The organism is Pseudoxanthomonas composti, from assembly GCF_004122095.1.
Taxonomy (GTDB): Bacteria; Pseudomonadota; Gammaproteobacteria; order Xanthomonadales; family Xanthomonadaceae; genus Pseudoxanthomonas_A; species Pseudoxanthomonas_A composti.
This window is the reverse complement of the sequence record NZ_SAWZ01000018.1, coordinates 12,477-27,274: the sequence shown is the minus strand read 5'-3', so window position 1 is coordinate 27,274 and position 14,798 is coordinate 12,477. Positions and strand designations below refer to the sequence as shown.

12 protein-coding genes are annotated in these 14,798 nt (G+C 67.7%); 1 reads left to right on the top strand and 11 read right to left on the bottom strand.

Annotation, left to right across the window (positions count from 1 at the left end; genetic code table 11):
* Positions 1–154 precede the first annotated feature (154 nt).
* Positions 155–991 carry a GGDEF domain-containing protein gene (locus EPA99_RS18475; protein WP_241688474.1) on the bottom strand — a complete coding sequence of 279 codons (837 nt, stop codon included), beginning with the start codon at positions 989–991 and terminating at the stop codon, positions 155–157.
* Positions 992–1,098: 107 nt separating this feature from the next.
* Positions 1,099–1,860 (bottom strand): bifunctional demethylmenaquinone methyltransferase/2-methoxy-6-polyprenyl-1,4-benzoquinol methylase UbiE, encoded by a 762-nt coding sequence (gene ubiE / locus EPA99_RS18470; RefSeq protein ID WP_129472735.1) that lies wholly within the window; start codon positions 1,858–1,860, stop codon positions 1,099–1,101.
* Between the two features lie 100 nt (positions 1,861–1,960).
* Here ubiE and EPA99_RS18465 point away from each other — a divergent pair, with 100 nt between their 5' ends.
* On the top strand, positions 1,961–2,416 hold the full coding sequence (locus EPA99_RS18465; RefSeq protein ID WP_129472734.1) for a nucleoside deaminase: 456 nt from the start codon (positions 1,961–1,963) through the stop codon (positions 2,414–2,416).
* 116 nt (positions 2,417–2,532) lie between these two features.
* Here EPA99_RS18465 and EPA99_RS18460 read toward each other — a convergent pair whose 3' ends face one another.
* From EPA99_RS18460 to EPA99_RS18420, 9 genes are all read right to left on the bottom strand, one after another.
* Positions 2,533–2,961, bottom strand: coding sequence for a hypothetical protein (locus tag EPA99_RS18460; protein ID WP_129472733.1), 429 nt, complete (start codon positions 2,959–2,961; stop codon positions 2,533–2,535).
* A 314-nt stretch (positions 2,962–3,275) separates the two neighbouring features.
* Positions 3,276–4,655: an ATP-dependent protease ATPase subunit HslU gene (gene hslU / locus EPA99_RS18455; RefSeq protein WP_129472732.1), complete on the bottom strand. Its 1,380-nt coding sequence runs from the start codon at positions 4,653–4,655 to the stop codon at positions 3,276–3,278.
* 110 nt (positions 4,656–4,765) lie between these two features.
* Entirely contained in the window at positions 4,766–5,317 is a 552-nt protein-coding gene (gene hslV, locus EPA99_RS18450) for an ATP-dependent protease subunit HslV (protein ID WP_129472731.1), read from the bottom strand.
* A gap of 101 nt (positions 5,318–5,418) precedes the next feature.
* Positions 5,419–6,666, bottom strand: a complete 1,248-nt coding sequence (locus tag EPA99_RS18445; protein ID WP_129472730.1) for a cation:proton antiporter — start codon at positions 6,664–6,666, stop codon at positions 5,419–5,421.
* A gap of 29 nt (positions 6,667–6,695) precedes the next feature.
* Positions 6,696–8,222, bottom strand: coding sequence for a tryptophan halogenase family protein (locus EPA99_RS18440; RefSeq protein WP_129472729.1), 1,527 nt, complete (start codon positions 8,220–8,222; stop codon positions 6,696–6,698).
* 7 nt (positions 8,223–8,229) lie between these two features.
* Positions 8,230–9,243, bottom strand: coding sequence for a cupin-like domain-containing protein (locus EPA99_RS18435; protein WP_129472728.1), 1,014 nt, complete (start codon positions 9,241–9,243; stop codon positions 8,230–8,232).
* On the bottom strand, positions 9,227–9,934 hold the full coding sequence (locus EPA99_RS18430) for a SapC family protein (RefSeq protein WP_129472727.1): 708 nt from the start codon (positions 9,932–9,934) through the stop codon (positions 9,227–9,229). Before EPA99_RS18430 ends, EPA99_RS18435 begins: the two co-directional genes overlap by 17 nt.
* A gap of 14 nt (positions 9,935–9,948) precedes the next feature.
* Positions 9,949–11,502, bottom strand: a complete 1,554-nt coding sequence (locus tag EPA99_RS18425) for a tryptophan halogenase family protein (protein WP_129472726.1) — start codon at positions 11,500–11,502, stop codon at positions 9,949–9,951.
* A 106-nt stretch (positions 11,503–11,608) separates the two neighbouring features.
* Positions 11,609–14,662: a TonB-dependent receptor gene (locus tag EPA99_RS18420; RefSeq protein WP_129472725.1), complete on the bottom strand. Its 3,054-nt coding sequence runs from the start codon at positions 14,660–14,662 to the stop codon at positions 11,609–11,611.
* Between the last annotated feature and the right edge of the window lie 136 nt (positions 14,663–14,798).

Genomic DNA, 14,798 nt, shown 5'->3' with positions numbered 1-14,798 from the left:
GGGCGCAGGCGGGGCCAAGCCGGAGTCGCCGACGTTCCCATGGTGCGAATTTCACCGCGATGGTGGATGAAGGAGCGTCATCCACCCTACGCGCTTCCACTGGGGCCGCTCGGTGGGGGCCTGGGTCAAGCCGAGGTTCGTCCGCCGCGCAGGCTCAGGACGCGTGCAGCAGCCGCCCGCCGCCGGAGAACTTGACCCGATACATCAGCTGGTCGGCGCGTTTGTACAGCGCGTCGCTGTCCTCGCCGGGCCGCCACTGCGCAACGCCCGCGCTCAGCCGCACGGGGGTGTCGCCGCTGCGCAACTCGTGCAGCAGCGCCTCCAGCAGCGCCACGGCCGCTTCGAGCGGCAGGTGCAGGCCCACGACGAACTCGTCCCCGCCCCAGCGGCCGATCCAATCCTGCCCACCCAGGCGCCCGCGCATGCGCTCGACCATCGCCAGCAGCACCGCATCGCCGGCCGCATGACCGAACTGGTCGTTGATCGGCTTGAGATCGTCCAGGTCCAGCACCGCCACGCAGAACGGGACCGACTGGGACAGGGCCAGCGCGGCCGAGGCGCTCATGGCCTGCTGCGCGCCGCGTCGGTTGAGCGCGCCGGTCAGCGCATCGCGCGTGGCCTCGTGCGTGAGCTTGCGCATGCCGGCGCGCATCGAGCGCAGGCCGTGGCGCAGGCGACGCAGCAGCTGGTCGATCTCGTCATGCCCGCCTGGTGGCAGGGGCAGCGGGCGCTCGCAATAGCGCTCCAGCTCGTCGGCGGCCTCGCGCAGGGGCGCGAGCAGGCGATGGATCATCCACAGCGTCAGGCCAGTGCCGGCCAGGGTCGCCAGCAGCACCACCAGCAGGGGCATCAACAGCGCGTCCAGGGCCCCGTGGCTCGCGCTGAGCAGCCAGCCGGTGAACACCAGCAAGGGGATATGCACCCCGACAAACGCCACCGACATGATGCGCAGCCCCAGCGAGGCGCGCCATTTCGCAACGACATCCTTCAAACCGTACTGCCCCACCCTGCCCTTGGTCGGGGCGCAAGTCTAATGAACGGGGGCGGGCTGGGCCGGACGCAGTCGACAAAAATCGCAGCAATGTTCAGCTAAAACTTTCAGGCCTTGAAGCCGTCGTGGATCGCGACGATGCCGGCCGAGAGATTGGTGAACTTGCAGCGCGAGAAGCCGGCCGCTTCCATCATCCCTTTCAGCTCGTGCTGCGGCGGATGCTTGCGGATGCTCTCGGCCAGGTACTGGTAGCTGTCCGGATCGTTGGCGAACAGCTTGCCCAACCTGGGCAGCACCTTGAAGGAGTGGAAATCGTAGACCGGCTTGAACCAGTCGATCGTCACTTCAGAGAACTCCAGCACGCGCACCTGCCCGCCGACCTTGAGCACGCGGTACATCTCGCGCAGCGCCGCATCCTTGTCGGTCACGTTGCGCAGGCCGAAGGCGATGGTCACCAGGTCGAAGCTGGCATCCGGGAACGGCAGCGCCTCGGCGTTGCACTGCACATACTCCAGCCCGGCCACCAGGCCGCGGTCGGTCATGCGGTCGCGGCCCACCGTCAGCATGCCGGCGTTGATGTCGCCCAGGACGATGCTGCCGGTCTTGCCGACGCGCTCCTTGAGCAGCGCGGCGATGTCACCGGTCCCGCCGGCCAGGTCCAGCACGCGGTCGCCCCGCTTGACCTGCGCGGTGCCTGTGAAATAGCGCTTCCAGAGCCGGTGGACCCCCAGGCTCATCAGGTCGTTCATCAGGTCGTACTTGCCGGCGACCGAGGTGAAGACCTCTTCGACCAGCTTCTGCTTGTCCTTGGCGGCGACGTCGCGGAAGCCGAAATGGGTGGTACCGCTGCGGTAGGGGGATTCGCTCATGCCGGGGATTATCGCACCTGCGGGCCGCGACCTCGACCCGCCGGCGCACAGCGGGCAGACTGCACGCCCCGATCACCCGCCGACGCGGCCGGAGCCCCCCATGATCCAGACCCCCGATTACCGCGCGCTGCTGGACACCGCCATCGCCGAGGCCCGCCAGGGCCTGGCCGAAGGCGGGGTCCCGATCGGCGCGGCCCTCTACCACAACGACGGCCGCCTGCTCGGCTGCGGCCACAACCGCCGCGTGCAGGAAGGCGACCCGTCCGTGCACGGCGAAACCGACGCCTTCCGCAAGGCCGGCCGCCAGCGCAGCTATCGCGACACCATCATGGTCACCACCCTGGCCCCGTGCTGGTACTGCAGCGGCCTGGTGCGCCAGTTCAACATCGGCACGGTGGTCGTCGGCGAGTCGGTGACCTTCCAGGGCGGCATCGAGTGGCTGCGCGAGTCCGGGGTGAAGGTCATCGACCTGCACGACCAGGAATGCATCGACCTGCTGGGGCGGTTCATCAGCGAACGTCCAGACGTGTGGAACGAGGACATCGGCGAGGAGTGAGCCGCGGCGGGCTCGCGCACGCAGGCAGTCGCGGTCTCGCGCGTGTCGGGCCGCGACTCAGGCGCACCCGTGCGTGCGGGCCATTCGCCGACGCGAGCGGCCCGTACCAGGGCCGTCTACAGCGGATCGATATTGAATGCGCCGAAGGCCACGCCCAGGTCCCAGCCCTTGCCGGTCCCGGCCAGCGACAGGGACACCTCGCCCTTGGTCATGACCTGGGCCTTGGTCGACTCGACCGCGCCAGCGTGGGCCTCGGCCGAGGCATAGCTGCCCAGCGTCTGGCGGATGTTGCGAACGCTGGAGAACTCGCCAAACCCGTTGTCGATGGTGGACTTGCCCACGGTCAGGCCGCCGCCACGCGCACTGACCTTCACGCGCATGGTCTCGCCGTTGTCGCAGCTCACCGTGCCGGTGCCATCGGCGGTCTTGTAGAACGCCGACCAGCCGGACATGTTGAACTTGAGTTTGCAGGTGGTGGCCGCCTGCGACGGCGCCGCGACGGCCGCCAGGCCGAGCGCGGAGATCAGGGCGATCGTGCGGATCATGAAAGCCTCATCATCTTGATTTGAGCTGGCCGGGAGAATGCGCCAGCAGCCGGTGAAAATTCCCTCAAGCGCCCGCCTGGGTGCAGCCATCCGTTCAGCTGCGGTGCGACCCGCCATTCAGCACGCCTGGTGCGCAGAGGTCGCCAGGTGCGCCCGGCGACCGCTTTTGTGGGAGCCGATTCATCGGCGAGGGGCCTGCCCTTGAAAGCTTCGCCGATGAATCGGCTCCCACAGCGGATGCTGCCGGCACTGCGCGCGGCCCGCTGGCCGATGGCCGCTTCCCTCGCTGACAGCCCCCTCGCTGCGCGTGGGCCTTACAGGATGTAACGGCTCAGGTCCGGATCCTGCACCAGCTCATCCAGGTACCTGTCCACATAGGCGCGATCGACGGCGACGCTATCGCCATCGCGGTCCGGCGCCTCGTAGCTCAGCACGTCCAGCAGGCGCTCCAGCACGGTGTGCAGGCGGCGCGCGCCGATGTTCTCCTGGCGCTCGTTGACCTGCGCGGCGATCTCGGCGATGCGGTCCACCGCATCCTCGCCGAAGCTCAGCGACACCCCCTCGGTCTTCATCAGCTCGACGTACTGCTTGGTCAGCGCGGCCTTGGGCTCGGTGAGGATGCGCACGAAGTCGGCCTTGCTCAGCGCGCCCAGCTCGACCCGGATCGGGAAGCGGCCCTGCAGCTCTGGGATCAGGTCCGAGGGCTTGGCCAGGTGGAAAGCACCGGAGGCGATAAACAGGATGTGGTCGGTCTTGACCGTGCCGTACTTGGTGGAGACGTTGGAGCCTTCTACCAGCGGCAGCAGGTCGCGCTGCACGCCTTCGCGGCTGACATCGCCACCTCCCACGTTGTCTCCGCGCTTGGCGACCTTGTCGATCTCGTCGATGAAGACGATGCCATGCTGCTCGCAGGCCTCGATGGCCGCGGCGCGCACGTCGTCCTCGTTGACCAGCTTGGCTGCCTCTTCTTCCACCAGCTGCGGGCGCGCGGCCTTGATGGTCAGTGTGCGCTTGTGCGACTTGCCCTGGCCCAGGCTGGAGAACATCTGCTTGAGCTGCTGGCCCATTTCCTCCATGCCCGGCGGGGTCATGATGTCCATGCCGCCAACGTTGGCCGCCAGTTCCAGCTCAATCTCGCGCTCGTCCAGCTCGCCCTTGCGCAGCATCCGGCGGAACTTGGCGCGGGTCTCGCTGTCCTGCGCGGAGGGCTCGTTGGCCACCGCGGCAGGGTCGAAGCCGATGCCGGCGCTGCGACGCGGCAGCAGCGCATCGAGGATGCGGTCCTCGGCGCGCTCCTCGGCCTGGGTACGCACGCGCACCTTGGCCTGCTCGCGGTACAGCTTGACCGCGGTGTCGGCCAGGTCGCGGATGATCTGCTCCACGTCCTTGCCGACATAACCGACCTCGGTAAAGCGCGTGGCCTCGACCTTGACGAAAGGCGCGTTGGCCAGCGTGGCCAGGCGCCGGGCGATCTCGGTCTTGCCCACGCCGGTGGGGCCGATCATCAGGATGTTCTTGGGCATGACCTCGTTGCGCAGCTCCGGCGCCAGCTGCGCGCGGCGCCAGCGGTTGCGCAAGGCGATGGCCACGGCGCGCTTGGCCGCATGCTGGCCGACGATATGTCGGTCGAGTTCCTGCACGATTTCGCGCGGGGTCATGGTGGCGGAGGAGGTGGTGTCGATCTGGGAGGTCATGGTTTTTCCGGGGGCGAGAAACGAGTGCAGAGGAACGAGAAACGAGTGAAGGAGCGCGAGAAGAGATGGCTTTAGCAACTCGTTCCTCGTTTCTCCTCACTCGTTCCTACCTACAGCTCCTCCACCACCACATTGCGATTGGTATAGATGCAGATATCGCCAGCGATGTTGAGCGACTCCACGGCGATGGCCTTGGCATCGAGCTCGGTGTGGTTTAGCAGGGCGCGCGCGGCGGACAGGGCGTAGGAGCCGCCCGAGCCGATGGCGATGATGCCGTCCTCTGGTTCGATCACATCGCCCGTGCCGCTGATGATCAGCGAGGTGTCCTTGTCGGCCACCGCCAGCAGGGCTTCGAGCTTGCCGTAGCGGCGCTCGGTGCGCCAATCCTTGGCCAGCTCGACCGCCGCGCGCTGCAGCTGGCCATGCTTTTCCAGCTTGGCCTCGAACAGTTCGAACAGGGTGAAGGCATCGGCGGCGGCGCCAGCGAACCCGGCCAGGACTTGGCCCTCGCGCCCCAGGCGGCGCACCTTGCGGGCGTTTCCCTTCATCACCGTGTGGCCCAGCGTGACCTGGCCATCGCCGGCGATGGCGACATGGCCGTTGCGGCGCACCGACAGGATGGTGGTGGCGTGAAAAACATTGGGATTCTGGCTGGGGTCCATGCAGGTCTCCGTGGTCTGCATGGGTCAATGGGGATGGCCGGGCCCTCACGCAAGCCCGCCACGCCACCTTGCGATCGCGTCAGCCGCGACCGCGGCCGCGCTCAACCGTGCGCGTCGAGGCCCGCATGCGCAGCGCGGCGCGGGCGTTGGCACAGGCTCAGCAGCGGTGAGGCCATGAAGGTGGTCGCCAGGGTCATGCCGAACAGCAGCGTGAACAGTTCCGCACCGATCAGTCCGGCGTCCATGCCGATCTTGATCACCACCAGCTCCATCAGGCCGCGGGCATTCATCAGTGCGCCCACCGCCAGGCTGTCGCGCCAGTCGTGCCCATTGAGCCTGGCCCCTGCGGTGCAGCCGATGACCTTGCCCAGGATCGCCACCACCAGGATCAGGCCGAATGCTCCGATCCCCGCCCCGGCGAAGGCATTGACCGACGTCGCCTGCCCCGCCAGCGCGAACAGCACCGGCATCAGCAGGGCGACCGCCAGTGGCTCGACCTTGTCGGCCAGGTGCTTCAGCAGGCGATCCTCGCGCGGCAGGCAGGTGCCGAACAGGAAGGCGCCGAAGATGGCGTGCAGACCGATCCACTCCGCCGCCGCGGCGCAGGCCAGCAGACCCAGCAGCACCTGGATGAAAGCCTGTGGCGGGAACTGCCCATCGGCCAGGCGCGCGCGCAGCAGGCGTGCGTAGAGGGGACGCAACAGGCCGAAGACCAGCCCGACCAGTACCAGCGCGCCGACGGCGGTCATGGCCACGCTGGCATGCGCGCCACCGGCCAGGGTCAGCACCACCGCCAGGATTACCCACACGGCCGCATCGTCGATCACCGCCGAACTCAGTGCCAGGCGGCCGGCGGTGGTGCCGGTCATGCCGCGGTCCTTCAGGATGCGCGCCAGCACCGGAAAGGCGGTCACCGACATCGTGGCGGCGATGAACAAGGCAAATGGCCACAAGCCCACCCCGGCGGGTGCGAAACGCGCGTGCAGCCAAGGCGCGATGCCCAGCCCCAGCGCCATCGGCAGCACGATGCCCAGCAGGCCGACTGAAAACGCGGCGCGCACCTGCCTGCGGGTGCCTTCGGGCGCGCGCAGTTCGGCGCCGACGATGAACATGAAGAGCACCACGCCCATCGTGGACAGGCCCGACAAGGCGCCAAGACTCTGGGGGGCGAACAAGGCCGCGTGGGCCTGCGGCCACCAGGCGCCGAAGGCGATCGGCCCCAGCAGCAGCCCGGCGGCCATTTCGCCGATCACCGGGGGCTGACCCAGCCGGCGCAGCAGCAGCCCACACAGCCGCGCCGCGCCCAGGATCACCAGCAGCTGCATCAGCAACAGCGCAGTGGCGTTCATCGCAGCCCCCCAATGGCCATGGCTCGGCCTCAGGCCGCGGCGGGCCGGGCCGGCGGTTGTGCCGGGCTGTAGCGGCGCAGGTAATCCATGTGCGGCGGCAGCTGCGCGGCGGTCTCGCGCACGCGCTTGGCGATGCTGCCGAGGAACGCGGACAGCTCCGCATCGCCCATCAGGTCCGGTGCAGGGTGGCGGTGCCTCGGCACGATGCCCTGCCCCATCATCACCTGGATCCAGGAGTTCTCCGCGAACAGCTCCTGCGGCGCATGGAACACCGTGCCGGTCTGGCGGAACAGGTCGATGCGATGCTGCAGGGTGGCCGGCAAGGTCATGTTGGCCACGTACTCCCAATACGGCGAATCCCGGCGCTCGGTAGCGGCGTAGTGCAGCACGACGAAGTCGCGCACGTGCTGCAGCTCGTCGGCCAGCTGGGTGTTGTACTGATCGATGCCGACCCGGGTGATGACGGCCGGAAAGCTCTGCATCAGCCGGGTGATGCCGCGCTGGATCAGGTGGATGGTGGTCGATTCCAGCGGCTCGATGAAGCTGCCGGCCAGGCCAAGCGCCACGCAGTTCCGGTTCCAGCATTCCATGCGGCGGCCGGGGCGGAAACTGATCGGGAACGGCGCCTTGATGATCTCCCCTTCGGCCGTGGCCAGGAACCGCGCCTTGGCTTCCTCGTCGCTGACGTACTTGCTGGAATACACCACGCCATTGCCGACGCGGTGCTGCAGGGGGATGCGCCACTGCCACCCCCAGGGCTCGGCGATGGCCCGCGTGTACGGCACCGCATCGCGCACGGCGGTGGTCTGGGTGGCGAATGCACGGTCGTTGAGCAGCCAGTGCGACCAGTCCTCGAAGCCCACGCCCAGGGTCTGACCGATCAGCAGCGCGCGAAAGCCGGTGCAATCGATGAACAGGTCGCCTTCGATCAGCTCGCCACGCTCCAGTTGCAGGCCGGTGATGAAACCGGTGGCGGCATCGGTGTGCACCTGCGCGATCTTGCCTTCGATCCGGCGACAGCCATGGCGCTCGCTGAGCTGCCGCAGGTAGCGCGCGTAGTAGCTCGCATCCAGGTGGTAGGCGTAGTTCATCCGGTAGCCCTGCAGGTGGGCGAACCGGTCGTGCAGGGCCGCCTGCAACTCGATGCAGTAATCGTCGTAGGACCCGGCCAGCCCGCGCTCGCGCCCCTTCAGCCAGAAATGCTGGAAGCCCGCGGTCCAGTGGTCCTGGCCGGTGGTGCCGAAGGAATGGATGTAGCGATGCTGCTCGGTGCGCCAGTTCTCGAAGGAGATGCCGAGCTTGATGGTGCCCTGGGTGGCGCTGAGGAACTCGCGCTCGTCGATCTCCAGCAGGCGGTGGAAGGTGGCCAGCGAGGGGATGGTGGCCTCGCCCACGCCCACGGTGCCGATCTCCTCCGATTCCACCAGGGTGATCTGCAGCGCCTTGCCCAGCACCTTGGACAAGGCGGCGGCGGCCATCCAGCCGGCGGTTCCCCCACCGGCGATCACCACGCGGCGCACCGGCGTGGAAGGCAACGAAGTCACGGCGTCCAGCATGGCGTCCTCAGCGATTCAAGCGTTGCAGCAGCCGCGCGCGCAACTCGCGCGCACGTGTCTCGTCCATCGGCCCCAACAGCCCGCGCGCCGCCTCGGGCAGATGCGCGGCGGTGCTGTCGTCGGCCTCGAACACGTAGTGGCGGAACACGTCCTGCCAGGTCTGGCGCTGGGCCGGCGGCAGGTCGCGGATGCTGAGCAGCGCCAGCATCAAGGCGTTCATCGGCGAGTCCATGTACGCCGGCGACTGCCGCCACCAGTAATTGACCAGGATGTTGAACTCCGCCAGCGCCTCCATGTGGTGCCACCACATGCTGGGGATCAGGATGGCATCGCCTGGCTCCAGTTCGACCACCCGCGCGTGGCGCAAGGCTTCGGCAAAGCGTGGGAAGCGCTGCAGGTCCGGGTCGGCGAAATCCACCATGCTCACCGCCTGGCCGGCCGGCGTGCGGTCCAGCGGACCGATGTAGAGATTCTCCAGCTGGCTCGGCGGAAACAGCGTCACCCGGCGCCGGCCGGCGACCACGCAGGCGATGTTGTCCGGCACGTCCTGGTGGGCGGCGATGCGCGTGCGGTTGCCGATCCAGATACTCGCCAGGGGATCGTGCGCGCCCAGGTCCAGATCGTTGTCCGCGCGGAAGCCCGGCAGCCAGGTGTCGATGCTGGTGGAGCCGACATAGATGGCTGGTGGCGCGTCCTCGTCCAGGTAGCGCAGCAGGGTATCGAGCACCACCGGCAGCGGCACGCGCTCCTGGCGGAAGTTGAAGGCCTGCACATCGGCGGTGTAGAAGAAGCGCCCGCCGGACTCGGGTGCGGCTACGGTGGCCACCACCGGCTCGGCGCGCGCGAAGCGCTTGAGGTAATCCACCGCGTCGGCGGGCGAGCGCGCCCCGGCCTGGGCCATCGGCCAATGCGCGACCAGGCCGCGCAGCACGCGCGGCTCGCTGCTGGACAGCAACGCCGGATCGAGCGCGCCGGCCTCCAGGCCGCGCAGCTCGACGATGGGCTCAGGACTGACGTGCATGCGCAGCTTCCAGGCGGCCGATCAGATCGCGCAGGTGCGAGAGCGAGGCCACGGCCATGTAGATGGCTTCCAGCGCCCCGGACCGCGCCAGTGCATGCAGGGTCTGCGCTTCCAGCGCGCGCAGCTTTTCCTCGGCGATGGCGTAGCAGCCCTCCATGCGCGCCGGCGCCTGGCCGGGCAGCTGGATGTTCAGCACGAACGATTCCAGCAGCTCGTGCTCCAGCAGCGTGGCGATGAAGCTGTCGTTGGTCTGCAGCCCATCGTGCAGCGTGCGCATCAGCGAGGCGGTGTGCTGCAGGAACGGCGTATGCCCGCCATGCTCCAGGAACAACGGCTGGCCTTCCGCGGACACGCGCGGGTGTTCGATATCCACATGCAGCATCGGCTCGCCGGCCGCGTCCAGGCCGATGATGAAGGGCTGCCGGGCCACGGCCAGCGGAACGTAGTGCGCATCCCAGCCATCGGCCTTGAGGAACAGGTTCTGCCCGGGCTGCAGCCCAAGCAGCGCCGTGGGATGGAAGCGCCCCTGCGGATCCTTCTGGAACACGATCGGGTAGTACGCCTGCAGCTGGCGGAACTCGGCGGGAAAGGTCACCACCGCCATCACCTCATCGCCCAGCCCCGGGCGATGGCCGGCCAACACGCGCAGGTCGCGGTGGTCGACGTTGTTGAGCAGGACAGGACGGGACATGGACACTCCAGGTTTCAGATGCGCGGCAGGCCGTGGGCCTTGATGTGTTCGACCAACGCGCGGTGGGAGGGCAGCGCCGGCAGCATACGCTGGGCCATGGCGGCGGCCTCGCCGAACCAGCTTTCCGCGGCGGTCGGGTCGTCGGCGCGACGGGCCGGACGTGGCTGTGGTCGCACGCCCATGCCGTACAGGATGTACTGCCAACTGGCCGAGGGAAAGATCTCCTCGCTGCGCGGAAAATCGCTGCGCGAGGGCGGCTGGTGTCGCCACAGCTGCAGCATCGCCTGCAGCGAGGCGGGCACCGTGGCCGGGTCGCGATGGCGCCGCCAGTAGTCGCCTTGGCGCCGGCTGAGCACGTAGTGCAGCTTGAGGAACTCGATCACCCGCTGCCAGCGATAGGCGAAGGTGTCGTTGAAGCGCTCGGCCAGCAGGGTCATGTCCTGGCGCGTGGCCGGCATTTCCTCGGCCAGGCGCGTGGCCGCCAGTTCCACCAGCACCAGCGAGGAGGCCTCCAGCGGCTCGACGAAGCCGGCGGCCAGCCCGATCGCCACGCAGTTGCGATGCCAGGCGGTGCGCCGGTAGCCGGGATTGAGCTCGATCCGCCGCGCCGCGGGCAGGCTGTCCTCGGCTGGACCGCCGGTGGCGGCGATATAGCGGCGCAGCGCCGCTTCGGCGGCATCGTCGGAGGTGTGCGCGCTGGCGTAGACATGGCCCACGCCGCGGCGCGCGGACAGGCCGATGTCCCAGATCCATCCGGCCTCTTGCGCGGTGGAACGGGTGTAACTGGCGATCGGCGCATCGGCGCGGGTGTAGGGCACCTGCAGGGCCAGGGCGCGATCATTGAACAGGACCTCGCCCACCGCCGTGATGGGGATGCCGTAGTGGCCGCCCAGCAGCAGCGAACGCATGCCGGTGCAGTCCACGAACAGGTCGCCCTGCAGGACTGCGGCGTCGCGGATCCGGATCGCGGCGATGTCGCCATCCTCGTGGCTGTCCACGCCTTCCATGTGACCCACCACGTGCTGCACGCCCAGGCGCTGCACGCAATGCGTCCGCAGGAACACGCCCAGCGAGGTCGCATCCAGGTGATAGGCATAGTTGGCCACGGCTGCGAACTCCGGCGTGCCGAACTGCTTCGGCCCCAGGCCGGCATCGCACAGGTGCGGCTGGAAACTGGCCAGGTGGGCAAAGGGCACGCGCCCGTCGCGCGCCAGCCAGCCCGAGACCAGATGGGTCTCGCCGTAGCCCTGCGGCAACACGAAGGGATGGTAGTAGGCGTCGTTGGCGCTGCCATCGCACCAGCCGACGAAGCGTGAGCCCTGCTTGAAGGTGGCATCGCAGGCGCGCACGAAGTCCGACTCGCTCACGCCGATGCGGTGCAGCGTGTCGCGCATGGTGGGCCAGGTGCCCTCGCCCACCCCGATGGCCGGCACGTCCGGCGATTCCAGCAGCGTCACCCGCAGCGTCGGGCCGTGGCGATCGCGATGCTCGGCGGCGATCAGCCCCGCCGTCAGCCAGCCCGCCGAGCCGCCGCCGACGATCACCACATGGGAAATGTTGCGCTCCATCCCGACCCTCACACCGAAGGCACCATCCAAACGCAGCGGGCCACTGAGGTTCCAGTGGCCCGCCTTGCCGCTGCCCCTGACGAGGCGTCGCGGTGACTCTTACAGCTTAGAACTTGTAGCGCGCGCCGAACATGTAGCGCGGACCGAACTGATCCAGCGTGTACAGCTGACGCTCGTTGCGGCCATGCACGCGCATGGTCTCGTTGGTCAGGTTGATGGCCTCGATCGACACGCTGAAGTTCTCCGTGACCATGTAGCTGATGTTCATGTCCAGCTGGCCATAGGCTTCCACGTACTGCGGATTGCTGCCCTTGCCATCGCCCAGCGAGCTGAGGAACTTGTCGCGCCAGTTGTAGGCGGCACGGATCTGCCACGGCCCCTTGTCATAGAAGGCGACGAAGTTGGCCGAATCGGACAGGCCGGTCAGCGCGAACTGGGTCCCGAGCAGGCCGTTGTTGTAGGTCAGCCCGGAGTCGACCATCGTGTAGTTGGCCTGCAAGCCGAAACCGCTCTCGCCGAACAGGTGCTGGGCGGCCAGCTCCCAGCCATCGAGCTTGTCCGAACGGTTGTTGACCGGACGGGAGATGTTGAACTCCAACACCGGATCGCCCGGCTGGCCCACGATGCTGCCGGTCGCCGCATTCACGCCCGGCTGCCCGTTGTAGTTGGCGAAGATGTAGTTGCGGATGCAGACGCGGTTGGTGCTGGCGCAGCCGGCACCGATGGCCGCGTTCCAGTACGCGCCGCCGGTAGGCGTGGTCAGGTCCGGGATCGGCGTGTCGCGCTGGACCTGGCTGGCGATGAAGTTGTCGATCTTCTTGTAGAAGTAGCCGAGCGAGACATAGCTGCCTTCGTCGTAGTACCACTCGTAGGACAGATCGAAGTTGCGCGACACCAGCGGCTTCAGGCCGGGGTTGCCCGAGCTGCCGCTACCGCCATCGAAGCGGGCCGGGCTGCCCAGTGCCTGGGCGGCGTTGAGATCGCCCCAGTTGGGACGGCCCAGCGTGCGGCTCGCGCTGAAGCGCAGCTTCATGTCGTCGTTCAGGTCCAGCGCCAAATCCAGGCTTGGCAACCAGTACTTGTACTCGCCACCGCGGCTGGTGAACTCCGAGCCCTGGTAGACCAGGTTGTACTCGTTCTCCGAGGCCCAGTTGACGGCCACCGGCGCCGGCTGCAGCGCCGTGGCGGTGACTTCGGTGTCCTCGTACCGCACGCCCACGCCCACGCTCAGCGGCAGGCGCCAGTCGAAGGTATTGCTCCACTGCACGAAGGCACTGCGCGACTTCTCGCGAACCCGGCTGTCGCCCACGGTGCGCGAGGCGCTGCTGCCCGGCACGGCCGCGCCCGAGTAGTCGAACGAGGGCAGGTAGTCTTCAGGCACGCCCAGACCGGCGGCGGTCCGCGCGGCGGCCGCGAGCTCACGGATGGTTTCGAAATCGGTCAGGAAGAACGCATCGGTGAAGTTCGGGTTGCTGGCGCCGCTGAACTCGCTGAAGAAATCGCCCATGTGGGCCAGCGGGAACGCCGAGTCCGGATAAGCGGCCGGACCGGCCGGCACGTTGCCGCCCCAGGTATCGAGCTGCACATTGGTGAAGGCCGAGCGATTCTTGTAGTCGGTGTTGGCCACGCCAAAGCGCAAGCTCGAGAAGTTCTCGAAGGTGAACTCACCGCTGGCCTGAATCTGCTCGATCGTGGCCTTCTGGTAGTTGTTGCTGAACACCGAGCCGGTGGCCTGCATCATCGAAGGATCGATCGCGGTCATCCCCGGCGGCAGCTCCAGGGTCAGGATCGGGAAGCGGCCGGTGAAGTCGGCGCCCGCGCCTGCGCGCATGAAGCCCGCGGTGGACATGCTGTTGCCGGTGCCGTACGGGCTGTCAGGACGCGACTCGGAGCTGGAGTCGTGGTAGTCCAGGTTCATCTTGAACGCGTCGTTGACCTGCCAATCCACGTTGAAGCCGATCGACTCGTTGCGACGGCGCACCGCGGTCTGCGAGGCGGCCATGGAAAAGTCCGAGCAGCCGGCGTCCTGCGGACGCGGCGTGCACGAGTAGCTCTCGTGCATGTACAGCGGCGAGGCACCCGAGCCGGTGGTCCAGGCGCTGCGATCCGGGGTCAGGTTGAACCACACCGACATGTCGTTGCGGCGGTTCTGGATCTTGTTCTCGGAGAAGGTGTAATCCAGCGTCGTGGTCAACGAATCGTTCGGTGCGAACTGCAGCACCACCTGGCCGTTGGTGCGCTGGCGATGCACCGAGTTGATCGCATAACCCAGGCTCTGCGGCAGCAGATAGACATCGTTCGGACCGGGGCGGTTGACGATGTTCTCCGAGCCCGGCGCGCCCGGCAGCGGCAGCGCCGAGTTGGCACCCTCGCCGTTGGGCTGCGGGGTATCGATGTAGCGCTGCCAGCCGTTGCCGGGGGAGACTTCCGCGCGGGCCGAGCCGGACTCGCGGTCCTGGCGGCTGGCGCTGACCAGGATGCCGAAACGGTCGTCCAGGAAGGTGTTGCTGAAGATCCCCGAGAACTCCGGGGTGATCGTGCTGCCCTGGTAGCTCTTGGGCAGGTCGTCGTCGGAGGTGTCGATGACGCCCTTCACGCCGACGCTGGCCTGCGGGCCGGGGCGGTCCAGCGGACGGGCGGTCTTGACGTTGATCGTGGCGCCGATGCCACCGACCGGGATGTCAGCACGGCTGGTCTTGTAGACGTCCACCGCCGACACCGACTCGGAAGCCAGGTCGGAGAATTCGAAAGCGCGGCCACCGGTGGTGGTCGGCATCTGGCGGCCGTTGAGCAGCACCAGGTTGAAGTCCGGGCCCACGCCACGCACGGTGACCTTGGAGCCCTCGTTGTTGCTGCGGTCGATGGACACACCGGAGATGCGCTGCAGCGACTCGGCCAGGTTGGTGTCGGGGAACTTGCCGATGTCCTCGGCCACGATGCCATCGACGACGCCTTGCGCATCGCGCTTGAGGTTCATCGAGGACATCATGCTGCCGCGGATACCGGTCACGGTGACCGTGTCCAGCGTCTGAGCGTCCTGCTCGGCGCCCGCCTGGGCGGTGGTGTTGGCCGCAACCTGGGCGTAGGCGCTCGGCGCCAATGCCATTAGGAGTGCGGAAGTCAGAAGATGCTTTTTCGGGACAGCGTGCCGAAGTTTCATGGGTTCCCTCTCCCCGGAGTGTCGATCTGGTGTTTCGTCGTGTGTCGATGCGTGCCTGACGCGTCGAAGCGGCGGCATTCCACGTAAAAGTGACAGCGCTGTCAATTCGCGTCACAACAAAATCCAAACACAAATA

Excerpts from the sequence above, each read along its gene's own strand:
- ubiE (WP_129472735.1), bottom strand. The coding sequence starts at position 1,860 with ATGAGCGAATCCCCCTACCGCAGCGGTACCACCCATTTCGGCTTCCGC.
- EPA99_RS18465 (WP_129472734.1), top strand. The coding sequence starts at position 1,961 with ATGATCCAGACCCCCGATTACCGCGCGCTGCTGGACACCGCCATCGCC.
- EPA99_RS18460 (WP_129472733.1), bottom strand. The coding sequence starts at position 2,961 with ATGATCCGCACGATCGCCCTGATCTCCGCGCTCGGCCTGGCGGCCGTC.
- hslU (WP_129472732.1), bottom strand. The coding sequence starts at position 4,655 with ATGACCTCCCAGATCGACACCACCTCCTCCGCCACCATGACCCCGCGC.
- hslV (WP_129472731.1), bottom strand. The coding sequence starts at position 5,317 with ATGGACCCCAGCCAGAATCCCAATGTTTTTCACGCCACCACCATCCTG.
- EPA99_RS18445 (WP_129472730.1), bottom strand. The coding sequence starts at position 6,666 with ATGAACGCCACTGCGCTGTTGCTGATGCAGCTGCTGGTGATCCTGGGC.
- EPA99_RS18440 (WP_129472729.1), bottom strand. The coding sequence starts at position 8,222 with ATGCTGGACGCCGTGACTTCGTTGCCTTCCACGCCGGTGCGCCGCGTG.
- EPA99_RS18435 (WP_129472728.1), bottom strand. The coding sequence starts at position 9,243 with ATGCACGTCAGTCCTGAGCCCATCGTCGAGCTGCGCGGCCTGGAGGCC.
- EPA99_RS18430 (WP_129472727.1), bottom strand. The coding sequence starts at position 9,934 with ATGTCCCGTCCTGTCCTGCTCAACAACGTCGACCACCGCGACCTGCGC.
- EPA99_RS18425 (WP_129472726.1), bottom strand. The coding sequence starts at position 11,502 with ATGGAGCGCAACATTTCCCATGTGGTGATCGTCGGCGGCGGCTCGGCG.
- EPA99_RS18420 (WP_129472725.1), bottom strand. The coding sequence starts at position 14,662 with ATGAAACTTCGGCACGCTGTCCCGAAAAAGCATCTTCTGACTTCCGCA.